This is a genomic window from Chitinophaga lutea (assembly GCF_003813775.1).
Lineage (GTDB): Bacteria > Bacteroidota > Bacteroidia > Chitinophagales > Chitinophagaceae > Chitinophaga > Chitinophaga lutea.
This window is the reverse complement of the sequence record NZ_RPDH01000003.1, coordinates 229,742-251,641: the sequence shown is the minus strand read 5'-3', so window position 1 is coordinate 251,641 and position 21,900 is coordinate 229,742. Positions and strand designations below refer to the sequence as shown.

Here is a 21,900-nt window from a genome sequence, read left to right as displayed (position 1 = left end):
ATTTTGAATTTTAAAACGGGAGGTCCTCGGGTTTATCTTCCAGGCTGATGTGAGTATGCGTCGGAATTGGGTCGATATTTACTCGCTTCATGCCGGTAAGTGAAGCCTCATAATCATATCCGTCATCGATGGTCATCCAGCTTTGAATTTCATTGTACACTCGGAAATCAATATCCCCCAGCTGGCCGTTTCGATACTTCCGGATAAGTACCTGGCCGGTGTTCCGCAGTCGGGCGTCGTTCTTAACTTCGTCTTCTTCCGGCCGGTAGACGAATAGTACCATATCGGCATCCTGCTCGATGGCGCCGGATTCACGTAAGTCGCTCAACTGTGGCTTTCCTTTCCTTTTCTCTACGTCGCGGCTCAGCTGCGACAGGGCCAGAATCGGTATTTTCAACTCCAGGGCCAGTACTTTCAGTTGCCTAGAAATAGCACTGATCTCCTGTTCCCGGTTTCCTTTGTTGGTGCTGCTTCCGCTCATCAGCTGCAGGTAGTCTACAATGATGAACCGTACCCCTTCACGTTGATAAAGTAGTCGTGCTTTTGCCTTTAGCTGCTGTATGTTCAGCCCTGGGCTGTCATCAATGAAGATGGGGGCTGTGTACAGTCCCGGTAATGATAGCCGGGTGATGTTGTCAATGCCTTTGTCGCTGATCGTGCCGCGAGTAATAGCGGCCAGCGGCACCTGGGAGCTGGCGGAAAGTATACGCGGCGTCAGCTGCTCTCCACTCATTTCCAGCGAAAAGTAGGCGGCAGGAGTGGGTTTTTCCTCAGATTGCGCTGCATGCATGAGCAGGTTTAGCGCAAACTGTGTTTTGCCCTTACCTGGCCGGCCGGCCAGTATTATCAGGTCGCCGGGCTGCCAGCCGTTGGTGTGTTCATCAAGGTGGCTGAAACCGGTCGGTACCCCCGTGAGTTTTGTTTTCCGGTTCCGGATCACGTCGATTTGCTTCATCGCCTGCGTGGCCAGGGTCGAAATGTGCTTGTAGCCGGTTGTCTGCAGGCGGGAACTTAACCGCATTACCTTCATTTCTGCCGATTCCAGCAAGTCGAAGACGTCCGTGGTATCCTCGTAGGCTTCGTTCAATATCTCACCGGCGGCTCGGATTAATTCCCGCTGCAGGTGTTTCTGCAGGATGATACGAGCATGCGCTTCGACGTTCGCGGATGATACTACGGTGTTCGTGAGCTGTACGAGTGCATAGGGGCCGCCGACCAGCTCCAGGTTCCCGTTTTGCCTCAACCGCTCCGTTACGGTCATGATATCGATGGGCAATGCCTTTTCTGCCAGCTGAACCATGGCGCCGTAGACATGTTGATGCGCTTCGAGGTAAAACGCCTCGCCGGTTAGAATTCCTGAAACCATCGTGAAAACGGGCTCCAGCATACAGGCGCCCAGCACCATTTCCTCAAGGCCTTTGCTCTGCGGCGGCACCTTCCCGTAAACCATCGTGGCGATATCAATCGACTGGCGTGTGTCGCGTGCGCGCTGCCTGTTCATGTATTTTCGCGATTCGTTCATTGATTTCATCTTGCGTTGAGTCTGTAAAAAGTTGATTCCCTGCTATGTTTGGCTGCTCCCGTCGTCGCTTGCACCAGTTATTGGCGGTGAGGTAGGCCGACCGGTACTTTTTCAGCAAATCCTTCTTGTTGTGCATCGCGGATAGCACTTCAGCCACGATCTTAGCACTGTAAGCCTCTTGCAGCTTTAGGATTTGCTCTTCGGTGAATGGCTCTTCCATTTTGTTTACCAGTGGTGCCTCTTTGCCTACCCATTCACGAAACTTTGTGATTGCAGGATCGGCGGCAGCCGTATCCGTCAGCGGATGCGAAGCATCCAAATCTTCCTTTACTTTGCTTTCTTTACTCTCTTTTACTTTACTTTTCTTTACTTTACTTGCATTCTGACCGGCATTCGATTTGCTTTGCTCCGGCAATGCATTTGCATTGCTTTTGGATAAATTCCATCGTTTGTCCGCCGCCTTTCGCGCGCGCTCCGATTTATCCAAGTACGGCTGGAGGTATTCTATCAGCTTTGGCGAGTGGAACATACCTTCTTCGTCGATTTCGAACAGCTCATACTGATGCACTATTTTGTGCATTACCTCATCCGAGGTGCCGAACTCGTCCGCCAACAGGTCCAGGTCAGCAATCGGATACCGGAAATCGGACTGGTCGCGCAATACTTCCAGCAGCATGAAGTAAATCCCGTACCCCTCAAATGACAGGTCTTTAATCAGTCTTTTTACTTTTCGGTCGCTTCGGGCATTGGAAAAGTGTGGGAAATAATATGCGTCTTTCTTCATCGCCATGTCCTTCTAAAATTGGATTGTTACTGTTCGAATAGCTGCTGCTGCGGGTTCCTTTTTCGGTATTCTTCGATCATCCGGTCCACGATCTGCTCACACTTTTTTGCGTTTTCGAGTGATTCCCGGTCCCTGGTGTGAACATTGAAGTACCGGCGCTGGGCGTCACGCATCATGTGAACGGCTTCCGCCAACTGATGAAATCGTTCTTCAGTTATCATTTTGTCAACAGTTTAATCAGGTCTTTAAGAATCGACACCTCGACGTCCTGGCCACCTCCTTGTATCTGGTTGATCATCTTACGTTTCTCGTCAATCAGGTTGTAGATGTCCTCATCAATGGTGCCCTCACCGATCAGGTAGCCACAGTTAACGGCATTTTTCTGACCGATACGGTGGCAGCGGTCCTCTGCTTGGTCCTGGTCCTTCGGATTCCAGCCCATTTCTATGCACCCCCAGTGGGAAGCGGCGGTAAGCGTATGCCCGACGCCCCCAGCAGCGTATGTGCAAATGATCAGCTGACATCCAGGATCTTCCTGGAAGCGGTTTTTATTCGCTTGCCGCAGCTCCACCGGGTCATCGCCAGTGATTGTTACGGAGCCAGGGAATTCCCGTTTAATAGCCAGTACGATTTCCTTGTGATGGGCGAAGAAGACCATTTTCTGACCAGACTCGAGAACGGTACCAATCCACTCTACGGCTGCCTTCAGTTTTCCCTGTGCGGATAACTTCTTCAGCACGCCGATGCGAACCATGGCTTCTCCGTTCATCGAGCGCTGTACTTCTTCGGAACTCTTACCCATCTCATATAGGTAGGATACAAGGCTGTTTTCAGCGCGGGCATACTCTTCTTTGTTGGTAATCGGTATTGTAACCACCTGCCTGGTTTTATCAGGAAGGTCTTTTGCAACCTCTTTTTTGAACCGCTGGTAGAAACCGTGTTTCTTCAGCATGTAGCTGAGTTCCGCCAGGTTCTGGGCGCCCCTGCCACCAGGGCAGTATCGGTCCTGGAATGCCTTCACACCGCCGAATACGCTGTTCAATACCCCCATGATCGCCAGCAGCGGTACCAAGTCTTTCGGATTGTTTACAACCGGTGTGCCTGTGAGCAAACCGCGATACTTGGGCCCAAAGGACAGACCTACGCCGAATTTTGCCTGCTGGGTACTCATATCTTTCAACTTGTGCGCTTCATCGAAAATGATGGTATTGAACAGCTTCGAGTGCTCAGTAAAGACGATGTTCTTTACCAGTAATTGGCCAGCAGGCGGCATCTTCTGAACAAAAAAGGATTTCAGGCTTTCGTAGTTCACGATGAAGAAGGGGACATTCATTACCCGCCAGAAATTCGGCCAAGTGCGTTTTACTGTGTCAGTGAGAATTATTGAATCAAACCCTGTATTCACCTTGATTTCTGCCTGCCAGTTGAGCTTCAGTGACGCCGGACAAACGATCAGGGCCGGGAAAGCATCGCCGTACAACTTCTGGCGGGCAATAGTGGCGGCGATGGCCTGTGTTGTTTTACCCAGCCCCATGTCATCCCCACAGAGTGTTCCTGCGTACTTCAGCCAGAAAGAGACACCATCGGTTTGAAAGGGGAAAAGGTCACGTTTAAGCAACTTCCCGAAGTCCAGCCCATAGCTTTCAACCGCTGGGGGTACTTCCACCTTCGTATAATCGATGGCCGGGGCAACATTTTTCACGACGCTGAAGCCTCGCCTTTGCGCAAAAGCCGTCACTTTTGGGCCTTCAGTACTTTGGATGACATACACTTTCCGAGCCGCATCGAAAACGCGTACGTTCGCCGGGAAATGGTGCTTGATCAGGTCGTTCAGCACCGTGCGAGAGGGGCGTGGTATTTCGTAATGAGTACCTTTGTCTATAATCTGCATCGTCTATAATTTGTCTTTGTCCAGTGCTTCGATGAACCGCAAACACATGGCTGCGGTCTGAATGGCTTCCTTCCTCATCTCGGCGCGCATACCCTCGTTATCGAGGAAGAGCAAAGGCTCGTACTTATACTGCAGCGATGCCCGGAGTAACTCCCCAGCCTCTTCGGCCACCATTGCGGCCCGCGCAACGATGTGATCAGGCCAGGTTGGCTGTTTCCGCTTGGCGGCGCGGAGTTCCAGCAGGATGTCGGTGATGATGGTGTTGTTTCCTCTCATTTGGGAATGTTTGGCCGGGAACAGCTCCCCAGCCGGTGGTTAAATTGCTTCCTCAGTTGCGACTTCATCGGGAAAGTCAATGGCCGTCTGGGCGTCCGGTGCCTTCTTGCCGTCCAGGTACAGCAGGGTTTCGCTCTTCAGCTGCTCTACTGCTTCAGCCAGGTCGCCTTCGAATAAGTAAGGCTTTTTGTCACCCCACTTGATGGTCGGAGATGCCAGGGAAAGGCTACCTTTTGATAACTTCCGGCTACCGGCGATGCTCACGCCCTCATCGTCGCCACTGATGGATACCTGCTTTACGCGGAACAGTTCTCTGATCATATCCAAGTCGGCACTCTCGATGTCATCCACCTGGTCGGCCGGCAGGTATTCGCTGATGATGGCTAGGTGGATGTCCATCCGGCGGAATGCGTCGATCAGGTCATCGTGCGCCGGCGCACCGCAATCTTTAGTGACGCCAGAGTAGGTGCCGTCTTTCTCCCGGATGGTATACTCAACTTTCAGGGCGCCTCCAGTTACAAGCGCAACTTTTTTAATCTTAATTTTCTCCATTGTGATATGTGGTTTAGAATTTGTAATGGTTCACCTCGCTCATAGACAGAGCGACGCGGCAAATTCAACTGCCGAAAGAATTTCATTTAAAGCGTTCAAAGTCCATATAGCTTAGATTTAAACTTTAAAGGCTGTATCGAGGAATTCTCTTCCCAACGGCCGCAGTTATAATGCTCGCCGAATCTGTCAACATCAAACAATTCTTCTGACGGCTCCTGAGCTTCTCCCTTTGGAACACGTTTTTTGAAATCCCCTTTATCTCCGTAAGAAAACGTAAAGCCTTTGTGTGGAGCCCCTGTTTTGATACACTCTATCAGGACTTTATGCGACACTCTCTCGTTCCGCATAGCCACCAGAGTGCTTTCGTAGGTTTCAATAACTTTCCCCTCAGCATCTTTTTTCTGGATCTTGAACCCCGAATACTTTTTTTCTTTCCGTTTTTTCATTGTATCCCCGAATTACAATTTATTGCGCAGGCTATCGGCCACCAGCGCGGCGCTTGTTAACGCCTTGGAAACCCTTTTTTGGCCGAACAAGGATTTGCCCTTTCCTTGGCAGAAATTGCTGATCTATTTCATCGGCAATTCCTGTATACTGTTCCTTAGTGTCCGGGTCTTCCATCAGGTAGATACGCCGGCCGTGCTGATACTCTTCGCCAGTGATCAGGCGCCTGTGGGTTACCCCTTTGCTATCACGGTATGAGAATTTTTGTTCCATGGTTATTCGTTTGGCGATGGGATGCTGATACCCAGATATTCAGCGGCCCACTGTTGAATTTGTTCGATGTAAATGCTGAACTCAGCAGTCGTTAGTTCTGTGGTGCTCTTTGTCCCCTCAAGAGCCTCGCCGGTTTGAAAATTGATGATGTTCTTTTTCAGGAATAGCCCTTTCATGACGTCATGCGCATCTTCCGACGTTGATACCTCCGCAAAACCAGCATACCTTAGTCCGTCCTTCACCATATCACAGACCACTCCCCAGTAGAATGCATTCTGCTTCAGGCTGCGAACTTTACGAGGCGATACCTTCACGAGATAGGTGCCATCATTCAGACCCTCAAATTGTTTCCGGATATCAGCCGGATTCCTAATCTTTCCGTTTTCAATATGGCAAAGACGTTCGGACATCATATCGCTGTTTTGTTGAATGGAATTGAAAGGCCGGCAGTAGCTATGTGTATATCTTTTCCTGTGAGCTCCTGTACCTCCCTTTGGAACCTCCGTTCATCGCTGTTGCTGTCGCTGAGGTGAATCAGGACAATATTATTGACGCTGGTCAGGTCATTGGCAGCCAGCAGGCCCTTGCAGGTTTCCAGGTTCATGTGTGACTGAATAATACGATCACGGAGGAATCCCGGCGTACCGTTCGAGTCGATGATATCCAGAGCATGGTTGCACTCAACAATGATGTTATTAAGGCCGGGAAACGTATAATCACAGAAGTATGTGTCAGTCAGGAACAATGCCAGCCCACACTCTGCATGCTGAATTAGGAAACCGAAGCATGGCACATCGTGGTTTACTGAGAATGGTTTTACCTTGAATCCACCTATCTGGTACGACACGCCAGGCCGAACTGGAACAGCCCTATGGTGCTTATCTACACCAGCAGCTTTGAAGGTTTCTAGGCCAGCGTATACCGGTATGCCTGCATTCATCACATCCTTGAGGGATTTGGCGTGGTCACCGTGGGAGTGCGAAACAATACAGTTTACTCCCCGCACATTAAATCCCAAGGCTTCCTTGATCTTCCGGAAGTGGACACCGCACTCAATGAGTAGGGTGTCCTTTTCTCCCTGAAGAATGTAGGCATTTCCAGAACTATTGCTTCCTATGACGTGTAGCTGCATCAGATGGGATTTTGTTCTTTTTCGTCATCATCTACAACTTCGGCGTCATCGAATGTCATTTCCTGTTTGTTTGCCTTATCGTTGATGGTCTGGCTCACTTCAGACCCTACCTGGTCGGACTCGATATCTGCATTCATAGCCCCCATCATCTCAACCGACAGGTACCCATAGTGAGATAGCAGGTTGCGGAGCACTGTTTTAAGCGCCATAGCATCGAATTCAGTATGCCAGGGAGATGTTTCCTTACCGAAGGATTTGCTGTATTTCTTTGCATGCGCCGCAACCTTTTCTTTCGTCATATAGAGGGTTTTGGCAAAACCATTCAGCATTTCGATATGAGCAAAATAGCCTACTACCGTCTCGCTTGTTGCTGTACCACTGAGGTCGAATTCACCGGTCAGTTTGTTCTTCGTTCGATATTCGCCTTCATATACCTTGTCGGCATTTATGATCCGATACTGTCCGGTTCGCATAGCCAATTGGATATATCCCTTGTACCCGATTTGGAATTGGGGAATCTGTTTCCCGTTCGATTTATAAGGAACAACGTATGCAAAGCCAAGATTTTTATTTATGGGAAGCTTCAGCGTTGCTGCTTTCAGGCATTCCATAACAACCTGCTTTGGTTCGCAGTTTTGCAGATATGTATCCGAATTGAACAGGTCAATCACTGATGCAACGAACACACCGCTGTTCTCCCGCAAGGCATTCTGGAATTGCTCCTGAACGCTGGGCGCATTCATGATATCCTTCAGGACTTCAATCTTTGATTTTACCGGCGCTGCCGGAGCATTAACATTTGACATTTCACAGATATTTTAGGCTGCTTCCACCCGGAGTGTGGTGTCGGCGGGTGAAACAAAAAGGCTGATCAACTGAGAACTGCACTCAGGGATGAAGCTCACCGATTCCCGATTATCGCAGAATACGGGGGCGAGTATCTGGTAGTGCTTTGAGAAGGTTTCGAGTACATCCAGCCCGGCCAGCATCTTGGCGGCGGTGTTCAACGTAGGGTATGGTACGCCTTTGTACTCACAAACGCAGGTTTCTGCAATGCCTCCGTTCACCTGGGTTTCAAACAACCGGAATGACACGTAACGGAACATCCTGTTCACTCTCTGTTCCAGAATATCCATTTTGGCCCTTGTGTAGGCCTCAACCTCAAACTGCTGCTGCTCAATGCTGGCGATCTCTTGCGCATTCGCGCTTTCCTCCTGCTCAAGCTGGGCAATGCGGGCATCGGCCTTTTCGATGGTTTCCCGGATGGCTAAATCCTTCTGAAGCGCTTCAAGCTCTTTCGTAAGTCTAACTTTTTCAATCTTTTCAACCTCGAAAGTCATTGGCTGACCCAACGCTGCGGTGGCAATCTCAATCTGCGTTCTGAGCTCTATAATCTCGTCCTGCAGGTTCAAGGCATCACCATTTTTACTCAGCAGGACTTCAACTGCTGCGTCAATGTCAGGGATAGACTTGGCTTTATTCTCCTTCTGAAGATGTTCCAGCTTCTGCTGCAGGTAAGGAAGCCGGGCATTATCGGCATCGATGGTTGCCTGGAGTTCTGCAATTGAGCTCTGAAGGGCAATAACAGCATCCATCTGACGGGCCCTTTCAGCCTTGCTCTGCTCGGACTTCCTCACCTCGTTGGCTTTGCGGGTGGCTACATCATCATTAAAATTTTTCAGCAGGTCGGCTTTCGTTTTTTCTACCTGTCCCTCCGGCAGCTGCTGCTTACAGGTTGGGCACGTACAAGAGGCTTCGTCGAATTGGAACTTTTCGGCATTAATCGCTGACCAGTTCGCCCTGTTGGCCTCAATCAGCTGATCAAGGCGCTCCACCTCCTTCTGGCAATTCTCGATAGCCTGCTCGCGGCGTTTGATATCTTCTACTGCCCGGTTGATGTCCTCGCCAATAGCTTTTATGTGCTTCTCCAGCGAAGCCATCTCGCCGGCGCCATCAGACTGCTTTTCGACGAGCCCTGTTCTGATTCGATTGCGGATTTCGGAGAGGTTTACATCTTTTCCAAAGACCTGGTTACGCAATTCGGTAATGCCTTTCTGTTTTTCCAGCTGGGCCTTTGAAGCATCGGCAATCTGCTCGTCAATTTCTGCGATCTTACCGCGTGTATAGGCGATCTGCTTTTCGATAACCTTCCAGTTAAGTGGTTCCGGCCTGTTACGTTTTGCCTCGTCTATGCGCGGTGCATATTCTTCAGCAGCCTTTTTCAGCAGCAAGCGTTTAGCCGCGAGCTCCTTCTTGTACTCATCCAGGTTCTTATACCTTCCGCTGGCGACTACTTCTTTGAGGTGAGAAAAGTTATTTTCCGGGGTAGTGATTTGAGTGAAAATGTCAGCCTCGGATATTTCGCCGGCTATCCCGATCAGCCCGCGGCGCTGGTCGTCCCATTTCATGGAGTTGAAGAACATGGGATTGGTTACCAGCTTGATAAGGGAGCCCGGAATCATTTCATCCACCTTCGATTGATACTCAGTCGCCGAGCAAGGCACGTCGTTTATGTAATAGTCTGTGTGGTGGCCCTTGAAAACCTTTTGAGATTGGCCTTTGGGTTTCTGCCAGTCCTCCAGGTAAGCCCGTTTCAGTTTTACCTTCCGGTCACCGACCAGAAACACTGCCTCTACTTCATGTGATTGAGAATTGAGTTCTTTTCGGTGGGTGTTTTTGATCTCAAAGTCCTTGCGGTCGAACTCGTCTTTACCGGTGAGCAGCCAGTAGAAGGCTGCGAGTATTGTAGACTTCCCGGTTTCGTTGGCGCCCATGATTTTAGTAGTGTCCGAAAAGTTGACTGCCAGTTCCAGCACTCCTTTAAAATTTCGGAGCGTGAGTGTTTGTAAAGAAATTCTTTTCATAAATTCGTGATTATTTACTTTTTAGCCTGATGGGTCGGTACTCTTGCCGGCCCTTTTTGGTGAAATGAAGGCCCGCCCTGTCGCGGGCCTTCTTACCCATTCGAGAACTTGTTACTTTACTGCGCCGGTTCGGTCACAGTTTTTTCATTTGAATTTTCTGCCGGAACTTCAGTAGTTGCGTTTGCTTCCTGTTCCTGCTGCGCCTGTTCAGGCGGATCATTTTGCACGTACATGTGTTTTGTTTTATGGTGAAAAAATAAATGACTCAAAAAGAGCCCGCTACTTTCCCGGGCTGGTCAGGCTGTACTTTCTCTCCTGGTGCAGTGCTGGATTTACAGTCCAGCGCCATGTGCTTCGACCGCTTTGCTATCCCCGCCCATTGGCAGGGCCCACGAATCGCGTCCCGTCCTGTCGGTATCACTATGCTCTGTCCAGGATGTCAAGCGTCTATCTTTGTGCAACCCAGATTAAACCAGGGTACTCATACAGCCGATCTTTCCTCATTGGTGCGTTGTGGAGGCTGGGGAATCGAACCCCAGGCCAAACAGAGGGAAACATTCAAAAACCTCTGCTTACCGCCCCCAGGTGCGGCACACTCTCCGCCCGGTGAGAAGGTTCCTGACTGGCACGTCACCTACAACCGAAGGATCTTTAGTAAACACCAGCCATAGACATGGCCGGTTGGCTTTCTATAAATTCCACGTTATGAAAAACGAGGTATGCGATGCCTGTAGACCAGCTTTATCTTTCTTTACCGACATGGCGCGGAGGGCGGCCATCTGCCAGACATCGCAATATTTTGATTCAAAGAACTTTTGATTGATTCAGGCAGTAGATACTGCCCGACGCAAGAATGCACATTAACTGTTCGATATACACCATATTGCCAGCAATACCAGTAATATGGTGAACACGGCGCCGCATACTTCCAGGCGCGCAGTATGACGGCGATTCATTGCTCAGGCTCTTTTAAAAGCTGACAGCCTACGCCCGACACCACCGCTATCACCAGGCCGATGATTATGATCTCATAGTCCTGCAGAATCACCGCAATTGCGACCGTCACAAAGAAGAATGCGATCAGAAGGAGTATAGTTGCCCTCATAGTTTACTTTTTACCGTATTTGATGAAATGCTTTAACAACCCGGCGCCGAAAAGGCGAATACCTATGAACGTAAGTGAGCCAACCGACACAGCAACGAAAGCCGCTGCTGCAGGCGCTTCCTGAATAAAAGTTATGATCTGTTGCATCTGAAAAAGTTTAGGTGTTAATGTTTAGTTTGAGAACCCGGTGCCGAGACCAACACCGGCGGAACCTGTATTTTGTTACAACCCCAAAATATCTTGCAGGTCAATCAGCCCGTGAGCCGACACCATTATTTGTGAATTAGTTTGAACGCGGATTTTGTTTTCTATTTCGAGATGCTTATCCAGGTGTGCCTGCGCCGTCTGGCGAAGAAAATCAGCATGCCCGCTATGGATTGCTTTGAACACTTTCCAGGTAGACTCATTAGCAAGCCTGTCGGCTTTTTTAGACAACTCCATGTATTCGCCGTAGCACTTTACCTGGAAGTCGGAATTCTCCATGAGGTTGAATAAAATGTCGTTTTGCATATAAAGTGGATTTTAAAGATTCGGGGGTACGGGGACGCCCAGCTTATTAATGCGATCAATATTCTTTCTGATTGCTTCAGCCCTGTCTCTAGCCCGCCATTTCCTCTCTAACACCAGTGACCATCGAGCAATCATTTCTTTTCGAGAAGGAGGCTTACGCCGAACTGCTTCTTGTTCGTCTCCTTTTCTATAGGCTACATACATCGCGTAACAATTTCAGGTTGGGGAATACCTTCTGACTCGTTTCGGGATCGGATATACTCCTTGGCTGCATCGATCACTCTCGGCATGAACAACGGCTGATTTTCGTTCAGGGACTTATATACAGAATGGATCGGAACGCCAGCGAGTGCTGCGATTTTTTCAAATTCACCTTCGTTGATTGCCAGCTGGGCGCGTAGTGCCCGCTTGATCTGCCGGCGCTTCCGGTTGCGTGTTTCTACGTATGCCTTATTTCCCTTATTTTTACTCTTGTTTTGCATCGTCTTTAGCTGTTGTTTTGCATTGACAATACAAATCTAACTTAGATTTTCTAAGTAGCAAAGTAAAATACTTGGATTTTCTAATTTTTCGAAGTTGATTAAAATTAGAAATCATTATTAGATGAATCTCAAAGAAGAGTACCAAGAATTAGTAAAAAAGCTAAAGGAGGTTGCGGCTGAGGGAGGTGTTAAATTGAGGAATGCCGACATAGCGCAGAAACTGGGGTATAATCCAGACTACTTTTCCTCCTTGAATGGGAAAAGTGGATCTGTTACCCAAGATCACATTAATCAATTCAAAAATGTGTTTGGCGATCAGCTGGCCGGAAAGCCTATTCTTATTGCGCCGCCGGGGGCGCCACTGAATCCTCAGACTGCGTTGATGCTGGCAATTCTTGAGGACTACGCGGAATGGAAAGCGGAGATGACACACCAGACGTTTGAGAGCGTGAAGGATGGCATAAAGAAAAGAGGGCGTCGAATATTAGGAGGTTTAGATTCCTGGCTTCCTCAGCAGTAAGCGTGTCCTGGTGATTCGTAGAATTATTCATAAGTAAACAGTTGCGAGGTTGAACATTCACAATACTAAAATATTTAGCAAATATACTGCGTAGTGCGCAGGTATTCTGCGTAGTGATTAGATTGTCCACAGTTAACAAATAAAAATCATTGCGCAGTTACAGTGCGCAGCGCAATTTATGTAAACTCCAAATTCAACACTATGAAATATCTCACACTGCTCATGGCATTTTTACTCACCTTCTCAGTTTCCAGTGCTCAGAAAACGTATGCGTGGTGCGCTGATGAAATAAGAACAAAACCTCGGATTGGCTTTCTACAGGGTGATACCATCGACGTTGTAATATTCGATGGCAGGAACCTCGAAGCTCTGAAAAGGAACGGATGTGAGGAAGGACAGCTAGCCAAAAATCTGCAGCGAGCAATTTCGCAGACGTATCCACAAGCTGTGTTCAATATTTTAACGAGCGAGAAATACCCCCTTGATGCTGCGCCAGACCGGATTACCATAAAGGTTGGAATTGTGGGCTACCATGCGGCTTACGGAACCGATATCACAACTGGCTTTGGGACATTTGGAGGAAATTTTTCCTACGGAGTTTTCCCTAGCAGTTCCTGGAATGCCATTACTGCTTATTCGTTAAAAGTATACGACAAGAGAAACGGGACAGATCTCAAGAAGACAAAAGACATCAGCAAGACAGAGAGTACCGGCGAATCATTCGGATTCAAATCAGCAAAAAAAATTCTTGACAAATCATTTACGGCTGCCAATCAGGAATTATTCTTCTTCATTGACGAGTGCTTTATGAAGTAGCAATAACACAGGCAGTTTACAGTATCAATTTGGGGCCACATCGGGGCCAAAGATCGCCAAAAAATACGGTTTCGAGTAGCCAATTAAGTGCATAAGTAATTGAAAATGAATAATAACTTTTTTCAGAAAGCGGGTGTGCCGAATCCAGTTCTGGGCACTCCAGGCAAAACCCGCTCCTAGAGCGGGTTTTGCTATTTTGGCGAGTACTACCCCGGCGCCAACGATCATGATAAACTTTCACATCGGTTTGAACCTGATTCTGACAAAACACACCACCCACCGTTTATTTCAAACCTGGAAAGATTTGTTAAAATTTACGGGAACACTTAAAAAGACCGCTTTTAAAAAATAAATTAGCATTGTAACCCTTTAAATACCTTGGAAAAACATTTTTCCCTCTTCCTATCCATCCTCTTATTTTTGTGCTGCTTGCGCGGATACGCACAAAACAGTAACCGCATTAACGGCCAGGTGGTCGATAGCGCCCAAAATGCCATTCAACACGCCCATGTGTTGCTGGTGGCCGATAAAGACACCCTGAGCACCACCACCAATGAAAAAGGGCACTTCACTTTCACAACAATAAAATCCACATCATTTTCATTAAAAATCAGCGCTGCCGGGCATGAAGCCTTTAAAGGCAATTATACCTTCGACCGGAAAAATGTACTGGCGCTCGGGACCATACAACTGAAACCCGACGTACACATGCTCAGGGAAGTGGTCATAAAGGCCAAACCTGTTCCCGTACGGGTTGTGCAGGATACGATCGAGTACAATGCCGCAGCCTACCAGGTGCTGGAGGGCGATAATGTGGCAGACCTGCTGAAACAGCTGCCAGGCCTTGAAGTGGATGGCGACTACAACGTTACAACAATGGGCAGGGAGATGGTCAAACTACGTGTAAACGGGAAAGACTTCTTTACCAGTAATGTCAAGGATTTTATCGACAAGCTGCCTGCCGCCATTGTATCAAAGATCCAGGTTATCGATGATTTTGGCGACCTGGCCAATTTTACAGGAATAAAGACGGGCGAGCCCATTAAAATGCTGAACATTGTAACCAAGCCGGACATGAACCATGCCGCCTTTGGAGGCATAGTGGTAAACGGCGGAACCAACGATATGTTTGGAGGCAGCGGAAACGTCAACCTATGGAAAGACACCAGGCAAAGCAGCGGCGGCTTTCACTACAATACTTCAGACAACGGGGCCGGAACAGCACAATCAATGAGCGTCAATGCATCGCATGGCCAGGAGATAAATAAAAACATGCGCTACAACGTTCACTATAATCATCAACGTAACGGAAACGCCTACACCAGCGAACAGCGCATTGAAACCCTGAACCCATTGGGCACTTTCTATAATAAGACCGTTAGCGATGGTGAAAACCAGAACAACAACCATAGCCTCAATACCGGTATCAACTACAAGAACAAAAAAGTTTTTGTCGAAGGCAATGTAAATGTTTCTTACACTGATGGCGAAAACAACAACACTTCGTCGAACAACCAATGGGGAGTGATCAAACAGGACATTGACAATATCAACGGTTCTACTGTAAAATCGCCTTCGATCAATGCCCGGCTGATTTTTTCGAAGATATTAAAAGACAAGAAAAGTAACCTTTCGACGGAATTCGGCATCACCAATTCTTCCAACCATGCCGATCAATATATCAGCACCCACATGCGGTATTATGATAAAACAACGGAGCTTTTGGTGAAGGATTCCCTGCTAAACAGGAACCTCATTACCGATAATAACAGCCAGCGGTTCCATTTCAGGGTCAACTACAGCCTGGGCCTGAAAAAACCTAAGGATACCCTGGCCAGGCAAAGTTTAAACTTAACCTATGGCCTGTCTGCCGGCAAAAGCACCAGCTCGGTACAGACGTATGTCATCGATCAGCAGAGCAGCAAACCCGCTTTTGTCGACTCCTTAAGTACAGACTACACCTCTGTGCTCATTAACCAGGGCCTCGGCTTAAGTTATGGGTATTCCGGCAGGCGGATGCGCTACAATATGGGCATTAACGCCAATCCATCCATGTTGAGCAACTACCACGTTCATCTGGGCCAAAAAATCAGGAACAGCACCTTCAACTATTCGCCCAGCATTAACCTGAACAGGACCATCGCGGAAGGCAAAACCATTTCGTTCGACTACAATGGCAGCAATATCAATCCGACAATCAACCAGCTGCAACCCATTCGAAACACCGAGAACTTACAAGACATCGTGATCGGGAACCCCAACCTGAAACCGTCGTTTTCCCACAATATCACATCGAACTACAACTTTGCGAATCCCAAAACAGGCGTATCGCTGCAAGCCGGGTTACATTTCAATACTACCCGGAACGAAATCGTCAAAAACATGGTATTGATACCGGATACTTTAAACAGCTACAGGCAGGAAACCCGATTCGAAAACACCAATGGAAACTATGGAATCAGCAGCCACTACATGTTAAATATACCCGTCAAAAAAAACAAATATGCCATTTTCTATTCTGGTAAAATCGGGACTTCAAACAAGGTAGTTTTCATCAATAATAACAAGCGGCATAGTAAAGGCATCGATGTATCCCAGCAATTGAGGGGAATGCTTATATCTAAAAAAATGACGACCGACGCAAAGTTAGGTTACAACTACAACGGCAACAATAATGTGCTGAACCAGAATCCGCTCGTTGATGTACTGCAACAGGTAAACGGCACGGCTTTTTTCCGCACGCATAATTACCTGGCCGACCTGAGCAGTATGCTCAGGGTAAACAAATTCACCTTCGACGCCAAAATGAACTACAGCCTCACCATGAACAGGGGCGACGGAGTTACCGGTCAATTCAACAACGTTCAAAGACTTGTTTTGTCTTTCTCTGCCAGGGGAACGATCAAAAAGACCTACCTGCTGGGTATCAATGCAGCAAAAACCTTCAATACCGGTTATGCGATGGCCAATACCAACCCCTTCATCGTTAATGCCAATTTCAGCAAAAAGTTCCTGAAAGATCAGTCGCTAAGCTTTAATGTCAGCGCCAACGATCTGTTAAACCAGCGAAACAACCTGACCCGGTACATTTCAGGCAGTTCGATTGTAGACAGGCGTAGCAACCAGGCGGGAAGGGTGTTGACCATCGGGTTAAGCTATAACATCTCGAAATTCGGCGGCCAGCACCTCTATGTTGAGCCGGATTAAGCCGTCGCCGGCCAGTGAATGCCTTCCCGGCGACCGGTAAATTTTAAAATGTAGTTTCCCGCAGCTATATTAGCGATCAGCCAACGCTATATTCCACTTAAGAAAAATTAAAAGATGAAACGGACAGTAAAGATTTTAACCGGGGCTTCCCTCCTGCTATTATGCCTGCACACGACCGGCTTGTTTGCACAATCCTCAACCGGGCGCACTTACCAGAATCCCCTGCCGGTGGAATTTGGCGACCCGTATGTGCTGCATGTGAAAGGCGACAAATATTATATGTACGGGACCGGCGGCATCGCCAGGAATGGATTTGCCGCTTATTCCTCGAGCGATCTCGTAAACTGGAAAGACGAAGGCCAGGTATATTATGCAGGCAACCCAAACGGCTGGAGCGACTCCACGGCCGCATGGCACGGCGCGTACTGGGCGCCTGAAGTGTACGCATACAAAGGAAAGTTTTACATGTTCTACAGCGCACAATGGAAAGAGAATCCCACGAAGGAACTCGAGAACTTCCGTATCGGAGTGGCTGTGGCGGACCGTCCCACAGGGCCATTCACCGACATCAGCAACAAGCCGGTTTTTGATCCCGGCTACCCGGTCATTGATGCCAACGTCCTTTTTGACAAAAACGGCAAAGTCTACCTTTATTATTCCCGTTGCTGCTATAAACATCCCGTAGAAAGCGAAGTGGCCGCCTGGGCCAAACAAAAGGGATGGTTCGATATAATTGAGGAAAGCTGGGTGTATGGCGTTGAGCTGAAACCGGATTTCAGCGGTGTGGCGGGAGAACCCGTCATGTTATTACGCCCGCCTGTAAAAATGGACGACAAGCAGGCTGAATGGGAAAGCCGCTCCGTGACGTCCAAAGAAGTCAACCGCCGGTGGACGGAAGGGTCCGTTGCATTCAAAAAAGGAGATACCTACTATATGATGTATTCCGCCAATTATTTCGGCGGGAAGAACTACGCGGTTGGATACGCGACTTCAAAAAACCCGCTGGGGCCGTTCACCAAAGCAGCCAATAATCCCGTTTTGCAGAAAAACGTTGAAAAGGGAGGCGTTGTGACCGGAACAGGGCATAACAGCATTACTTATTCACCGGATGGCAAACAGATGTTTTGTGTGTATCACGCCAGAACGTCGTCTACAGGTGAAAAACGGGTGGTTTTTATCGACCGGATGAAGATACTCAAAGACGGGATGCTTGTTGTAGAAGGGCCCACTACCGCCCCGCAGGCCATACCGGCCGGCAAATAACGGCCCAAAAAGTTTCCGGGGGCGGGCACGCTTTGAATAAACTGGTAGCGAAACTTCCTCTAAATGATATCAAACCGAAGGCCTGCCTCCGGAGCGGGCCTTTCGTTTAACACAACAGTCCGGTTTAGGTGCCCGATCTCTATCCCGCAACAACCGGATTGCTGTCCCGTGCCCTGAAAATGAACGGGAAACCTTAGAATGCTTGCCTGTGGGAACCAGGGTCGACCGGGTAACAGTATCCCCTATCCGGGAACACCTCCACCAAATGAAAGTTTTCGAAATAATTTTAAACTTTTTGTAATTTCCCCCTTCACCTCATTGTATCACCGTATAACCTGGTCAATTTTTTACATCCATGATTGCAAAAAGACAGATTCACCGACTCATTTGCCTGGGCATATTCACCAGTATTTCCGCGGCCGCCTTTTCCCAGCAGCCGCAATGGGATAAAGGACAGACTTTTACAGAGGCGCCGGACCCCGTGGCATCCGACGGGAAAAGCTGGCTGCCGGTAAAACCCGGTCTCCACACCTCCTTCGTTTCGATCGACAAACGTTTCGCCAAATCCGAAGCACCCGGTATTACCACCGAAAAGGCCGTGCATCTGAAAGGATGGAAAGGAGAACGCCTGTCTGCACAGCTCCTGCTCTGGACCACCGATTCCATTGCCGGTGTAAAAGTGCTGGTATCCGAACCGACCGCCTCCAACGGCAAAAAACTCGGCCCTGTGGCCTACGCCCGTTTTGAACGATACATTATTACAGACACCTACGGGCCCGGATGCGGCTGGCGCAAGCCGGGCGACTTCCCGGCGTCGTTATCGCCGGACCTGCTCGACGACCTTTCTTCCTTCAACCTTGAAAAGAAAAAGGTACGTCCCGTCTGGATAACGGTCGACATACCCCGCACCGCCGAAAAAGGCACTTATGCCGCGAAAGTGCAGGTCATCACACCGAAAGGCAAAAAACAGGAACTTGACCTGACCCTCGACGTGATCGATCTTACCCTCCCGGAGCCGACAGCCTGGACATTCCATCTCGACCAGTGGCAGCACCCTTCGGCCATTGCCCGCGTCAACAAGGTACCTGTATGGAGCGACGAGCATTTCAGGGCTATGGAGCCGCAAATGCGCATGCTGGCAAAACTGGGCCAGAAAGTGATCACGGCCACCCTCAATAAGGATCCCTGGCACGTGCAGACGTTGGATCCTTACGAGGACATGATCATCTGGACGAAAGAAAAAGACGGCAAATGGTCGTACGACTACCAGGTGTTCGATAAATGGGTTTCTTTCATGATGGGCCTGGGGATTAAGAAGATGATCAACTGTTACTCCATCGTGCCCTGGAACAACGAGATCCATTACAAAGATGCCGCCACCGGCAAATTCGTGAACGTGGTGGCCAAACCCGGCACGCCCGCGTTCAACGACATGTGGGAGCCCTTCCTGAAAGACTTCGTGAACCACCTCCGGCAGAAAGGCTGGCTGGAGATCACCAACATTGCCCTCGATGAGCGGAACAAGGAAGAAATGGGACTGGCTTTTGCGCTGATCGAAAAGGCATCGCCTGCGCTGAGCGTATCCTACGCCGACAACCAGAAAACTTACCAGCGTTATCCTGACAGCCGTGATGTAAGTACCGCCGTGCAGCATCCTATCGACTCGAAAGATCTGGCAGACCGCACCGCCAGAGGATTGAACACCACATTTTATGTGTATTGCGGCAACAATTTCCCCAACCAGTTTACCTTTTCAGACCCCGGGGAATCCGCCTACATGGGCTGGTATGCAACAGCCGCCGGCTACAACGGCGTGCTGCGCTGGGCATTCAATTCCTGGGTGGAAAATCCGCTCGTAGACTCCCGTTTCCGGACATGGCCGGCAGGCGATACCTACATCGTGTACCCGCAGGCGCGTAGCTCCATCCGTTACGAGCGGCTGCTGGAAGGCATCCAGGACTACGAGAAAGTACGGGCACTGAAGAAACTGCTGGAGCAAAAGCAGGATAAAACCCAACTGAACGCACTGAATGCCGCCATTGCGAAACTCAACAACAATAAACGCCACGATGGCTGGAACGACGATCTGAATGCAGCCAAAAAACTGTTGAACGATATTTCAGCGTCGCTGAAGAATTAAACAACCGTTTCGTATTTTCGATAAAAAAGAAGGAGCCATGCGCTCCTTCTTTTTTATTTGCCGCGGAACATGGCAACAGGCGTCTGTATCAACAATACGGAGAAGATGCTCCATCGCGCCATTTTTACCGGTTTTAAGCTTACCTTCACCGCAATACGGATAATGCTGTCCATATAATTCTCTGCTCTTTGCAAACCATCTTCGACACCCTCATCAACAGTTTTGTTGAAAACAGGGTCGGCATCGCCGAAAACTTTCTAAGCCCTCAACTGGCAGGCGATCTTAAAAACAACCTGATCCAGCTGTTTGAAAACCGGCAGATGCAGTCCGCCGGCACCGGCAACAGTGAACAGGTTTCACACGATAAAGCCGTGCGAAGCGACGTCATTTACTGGCTGGACAAAAAACATAACGACGTTCATGAAAACGCCTTTTTTGCACTGATGGACGCCTTCATCCTCCACCTGAATAATTCCTGCTACACCGGTATCAATGGGTATGAGTTCCATTACGCTTTATACAAAACGGGAAGTTTTTACAAAAAACACATCGACCAGTTCCGCAATAATTCCAGCAGGCAATACTCCATGATCATATACCTGAACACAGACTGGGTTGCCGGCGATGGCGGGCAGTTATCCATTCAACATGCCGGGCAGGCCGCCCAGGAAATTGACCCCACCGGCGGCAAAACGGTATTCTTCAAAAGCAGCGAGCTGGAGCATGAAGTGCTGGTGGCGAACAAACCCAGGATGAGCATCACCGGCTGGCTGAAAAGGGATTAGAACAGTCCGCAGGCGGTCCACAAGAACCGGCCTTCCTATCACTTTCTTTCGTACAAAGGAGTGTCTCTCCATGCAACGGACAGAATGCTGGGAATCCCCGCAAATTCGCCCTATATTGTCTGCTCGTATAATAAACTGTACTGATGAAAAATTTCCTACTCTTTGTTGCGTTTGTACTAACGTCGCTGGTTTCCGTTTGCCAGGAACCTTTCACCATCACGCACGGCCCTTACCTCCAGGCTTTGGGAGAAAACGGCGTCAACATCGTATGGACCACCAACAAAAAAGCGATCGCCTGGGTGGAGCTCGCGCCTGCCGACAGCTCTCATTTTTACGCCACGGAACGCCCGAAATACTTTGCGGCCGAGCATGGAAGTAAAACGGAATCCACCGTTCACAGCGTGCGGATTGAAGGGTTGCGGCCCGCCACCAGATACCGTTACCGGGTTTATACGCAGGAAGTGCTCAGCCACGAGAGTTACATCGTGAAATACGGCAGCATCGCGGCCAGTGCGGCTTACCGGGCAGAACTGCCCACCTTCACCACGCATAATCCCTCGGCCGATCACATCAACTTCGCCGTCATCAACGACATGCACCAGCAAAATGATGTGATCAAAAAACTGTTGGGGCAGGTAGACTGGACAGACAACCAGCTTGTGTTCTTCAACGGCGACATGCAGAACAACTCGCGGAACGAGGCCCAGATATTCAGTTCGTTCATGGACACGGCCATCCGTATCTTTGCGGATCGCATCCCCATGTACTATGCCCGCGGCAACCACGAAACGCGCGGGGAGTTTGCCGCCGCATTCCCCCGGTACTTCCCTACCGCCACCGGCAAGCTGTATTACCTCGTCCGCACCGGCCCTGTCTGTTTCGTGGTGCTGGATACGGGAGAAGACAAGCCGGACTCCGACATTGAATACACCGGCATTGCCGATTATGATGCATACCGCACGCAACAGGCAGCCTGGCTGAAAGAAGCCCTGAAACGCCCCGAATATACCAGCGCACCCTATAAAGTGGTGGTAGCGCATATTCCGCCATTCGGCGGCTGGCACGGAGAGAAAGAAGTGGCGGAGAAATTCGTGCCTTTGCTCAATGAGGCCGGCGCCCAGATCATGCTGTCTGGGCACCTGCACCGGCATGTCAAAAAAGCGCCGGAAGCCAATGGCTGGCGTTTCCCCGTTCTGGTGAACTCCAATTCAGCGATCATCAAGGCAAAAGCCGATGCGCGGCAGCTGCAGATAGAAGTATTCGACCTGCAAGGGAAGAAAATCGACGCGGTAACGATTGCACCATCGAAATAAATGCGGCGGAAGAACAGCCGC

23 protein-coding genes are annotated in these 21,900 nt (G+C 49.2%); 7 read left to right on the top strand and 16 right to left on the bottom strand.

Going from position 1 to position 21,900, the window contains the following annotated elements; all coding sequences use genetic code 11:
* Window positions 1-10: 10 nt before the first annotated feature.
* From dnaB to EGT74_RS23970, 16 genes are all read right to left on the bottom strand, one after another.
* Window positions 11-1,501: a replicative DNA helicase gene (dnaB, locus tag EGT74_RS24035; protein ID WP_158618287.1), complete on the bottom strand. Its 1,491-nt coding sequence runs from the start codon at window positions 1,499-1,501 to the stop codon at window positions 11-13.
* Window positions 1,461-2,312 (bottom strand): Lin1244/Lin1753 domain-containing protein, encoded by an 852-nt coding sequence (locus EGT74_RS24030; RefSeq protein ID WP_123849167.1) that lies wholly within the window; start codon window positions 2,310-2,312, stop codon window positions 1,461-1,463. The genes dnaB and EGT74_RS24030 overlap by 41 nt, the downstream gene beginning before the upstream one ends.
* 20 nt (window positions 2,313-2,332) lie before the next feature.
* Window positions 2,333-2,527: a hypothetical protein gene (locus EGT74_RS24025; RefSeq protein ID WP_123849166.1), complete on the bottom strand. Its 195-nt coding sequence runs from the start codon at window positions 2,525-2,527 to the stop codon at window positions 2,333-2,335.
* Window positions 2,524-4,197, bottom strand: coding sequence for a DEAD/DEAH box helicase (locus EGT74_RS24020; RefSeq protein ID WP_123849165.1), 1,674 nt, complete (start codon window positions 4,195-4,197; stop codon window positions 2,524-2,526). Before EGT74_RS24020 ends, EGT74_RS24025 begins: the two co-directional genes overlap by 4 nt.
* Before the next feature lie 3 nt (window positions 4,198-4,200).
* Entirely contained in the window at window positions 4,201-4,473 is a 273-nt protein-coding gene (locus tag EGT74_RS24015) for a hypothetical protein (RefSeq protein ID WP_123849164.1), read from the bottom strand.
* A gap of 39 nt (window positions 4,474-4,512) precedes the next feature.
* The gene (locus EGT74_RS24010) at window positions 4,513-5,025 is read right to left on the bottom strand and encodes a hypothetical protein (RefSeq protein ID WP_123849163.1); all 513 of its coding nucleotides are present in this window, start codon (window positions 5,023-5,025) and stop codon (window positions 4,513-4,515) included.
* A 95-nt stretch (window positions 5,026-5,120) separates the two neighbouring features.
* Entirely contained in the window at window positions 5,121-5,471 is a 351-nt protein-coding gene (locus EGT74_RS24005; RefSeq protein ID WP_123849162.1) for a hypothetical protein, read from the bottom strand.
* Window positions 5,472-5,502: 31 nt separating this feature from the next.
* Window positions 5,503-5,742 carry a hypothetical protein gene (locus tag EGT74_RS24000; protein ID WP_123849161.1) on the bottom strand — a complete coding sequence of 80 codons (240 nt, stop codon included), beginning with the start codon at window positions 5,740-5,742 and terminating at the stop codon, window positions 5,503-5,505.
* Window positions 5,743-5,744: 2 nt separating this feature from the next.
* Window positions 5,745-6,155, bottom strand: coding sequence for a hypothetical protein (locus EGT74_RS23995; RefSeq protein WP_123849160.1), 411 nt, complete (start codon window positions 6,153-6,155; stop codon window positions 5,745-5,747).
* Window positions 6,152-6,874, bottom strand: a complete 723-nt coding sequence (locus tag EGT74_RS23990; protein ID WP_123849159.1) for an MBL fold metallo-hydrolase — start codon at window positions 6,872-6,874, stop codon at window positions 6,152-6,154. The genes EGT74_RS23995 and EGT74_RS23990 overlap by 4 nt, the downstream gene beginning before the upstream one ends.
* A complete protein-coding gene (locus EGT74_RS23985; RefSeq protein WP_123849158.1) occupies window positions 6,874-7,680 on the bottom strand; it encodes a recombinase RecT in 807 nt (268 codons plus the stop codon). Before EGT74_RS23985 ends, EGT74_RS23990 begins: the two co-directional genes overlap by 1 nt.
* Window positions 7,681-7,692: 12 nt before the next feature.
* Window positions 7,693-9,738, bottom strand: a complete 2,046-nt coding sequence (locus tag EGT74_RS23980; protein ID WP_123849157.1) for an AAA family ATPase — start codon at window positions 9,736-9,738, stop codon at window positions 7,693-7,695.
* Window positions 9,739-10,690: 952 nt separating this feature from the next.
* Entirely contained in the window at window positions 10,691-10,843 is a 153-nt protein-coding gene (locus EGT74_RS27110; protein WP_220392961.1) for a hypothetical protein, read from the bottom strand.
* A gap of 3 nt (window positions 10,844-10,846) precedes the next feature.
* A complete protein-coding gene (locus EGT74_RS26980) occupies window positions 10,847-10,990 on the bottom strand; it encodes a hypothetical protein (protein WP_158618286.1) in 144 nt (47 codons plus the stop codon).
* Between the two features lie 75 nt (window positions 10,991-11,065).
* Entirely contained in the window at window positions 11,066-11,353 is a 288-nt protein-coding gene (locus tag EGT74_RS23975; protein WP_123849156.1) for a hypothetical protein, read from the bottom strand.
* A gap of 194 nt (window positions 11,354-11,547) precedes the next feature.
* On the bottom strand, window positions 11,548-11,835 hold the full coding sequence (locus EGT74_RS23970; RefSeq protein WP_123849155.1) for a hypothetical protein: 288 nt from the start codon (window positions 11,833-11,835) through the stop codon (window positions 11,548-11,550).
* A 121-nt stretch (window positions 11,836-11,956) separates the two neighbouring features.
* On the opposite strand from EGT74_RS23970, the gene EGT74_RS23965 reads away from it, so the two are divergent.
* The 7 genes from EGT74_RS23965 (at window position 11,957) to EGT74_RS23935 (ending at window position 21,879) form a co-directional block, all read left to right on the top strand.
* A complete protein-coding gene (locus tag EGT74_RS23965) occupies window positions 11,957-12,355 on the top strand; it encodes a hypothetical protein (protein WP_123849154.1) in 399 nt (132 codons plus the stop codon).
* 201 nt (window positions 12,356-12,556) lie between these two features.
* A complete protein-coding gene (locus EGT74_RS23960) occupies window positions 12,557-13,171 on the top strand; it encodes a hypothetical protein (RefSeq protein WP_123849153.1) in 615 nt (204 codons plus the stop codon).
* Window positions 13,172-13,600: 429 nt separating this feature from the next.
* A complete protein-coding gene (locus EGT74_RS23955) occupies window positions 13,601-16,378 on the top strand; it encodes a TonB-dependent receptor (RefSeq protein WP_158618285.1) in 2,778 nt (925 codons plus the stop codon).
* Window positions 16,379-16,492: 114 nt separating this feature from the next.
* Window positions 16,493-17,641 carry a glycoside hydrolase family 43 protein gene (locus tag EGT74_RS23950; protein ID WP_123849151.1) on the top strand — a complete coding sequence of 383 codons (1,149 nt, stop codon included), beginning with the start codon at window positions 16,493-16,495 and terminating at the stop codon, window positions 17,639-17,641.
* Window positions 17,642-17,996: 355 nt separating this feature from the next.
* On the top strand, window positions 17,997-19,781 hold the full coding sequence (locus EGT74_RS23945) for a DUF4091 domain-containing protein (RefSeq protein WP_123849150.1): 1,785 nt from the start codon (window positions 17,997-17,999) through the stop codon (window positions 19,779-19,781).
* Between the two features lie 188 nt (window positions 19,782-19,969).
* Window positions 19,970-20,566, top strand: a complete 597-nt coding sequence (locus EGT74_RS23940; protein WP_123849149.1) for a 2OG-Fe(II) oxygenase — start codon at window positions 19,970-19,972, stop codon at window positions 20,564-20,566.
* Between the two features lie 143 nt (window positions 20,567-20,709).
* Window positions 20,710-21,879: an FN3 domain-containing metallophosphoesterase family protein gene (locus EGT74_RS23935; protein WP_123849148.1), complete on the top strand. Its 1,170-nt coding sequence runs from the start codon at window positions 20,710-20,712 to the stop codon at window positions 21,877-21,879.
* Window positions 21,880-21,900: the final 21 nt, after the last annotated feature.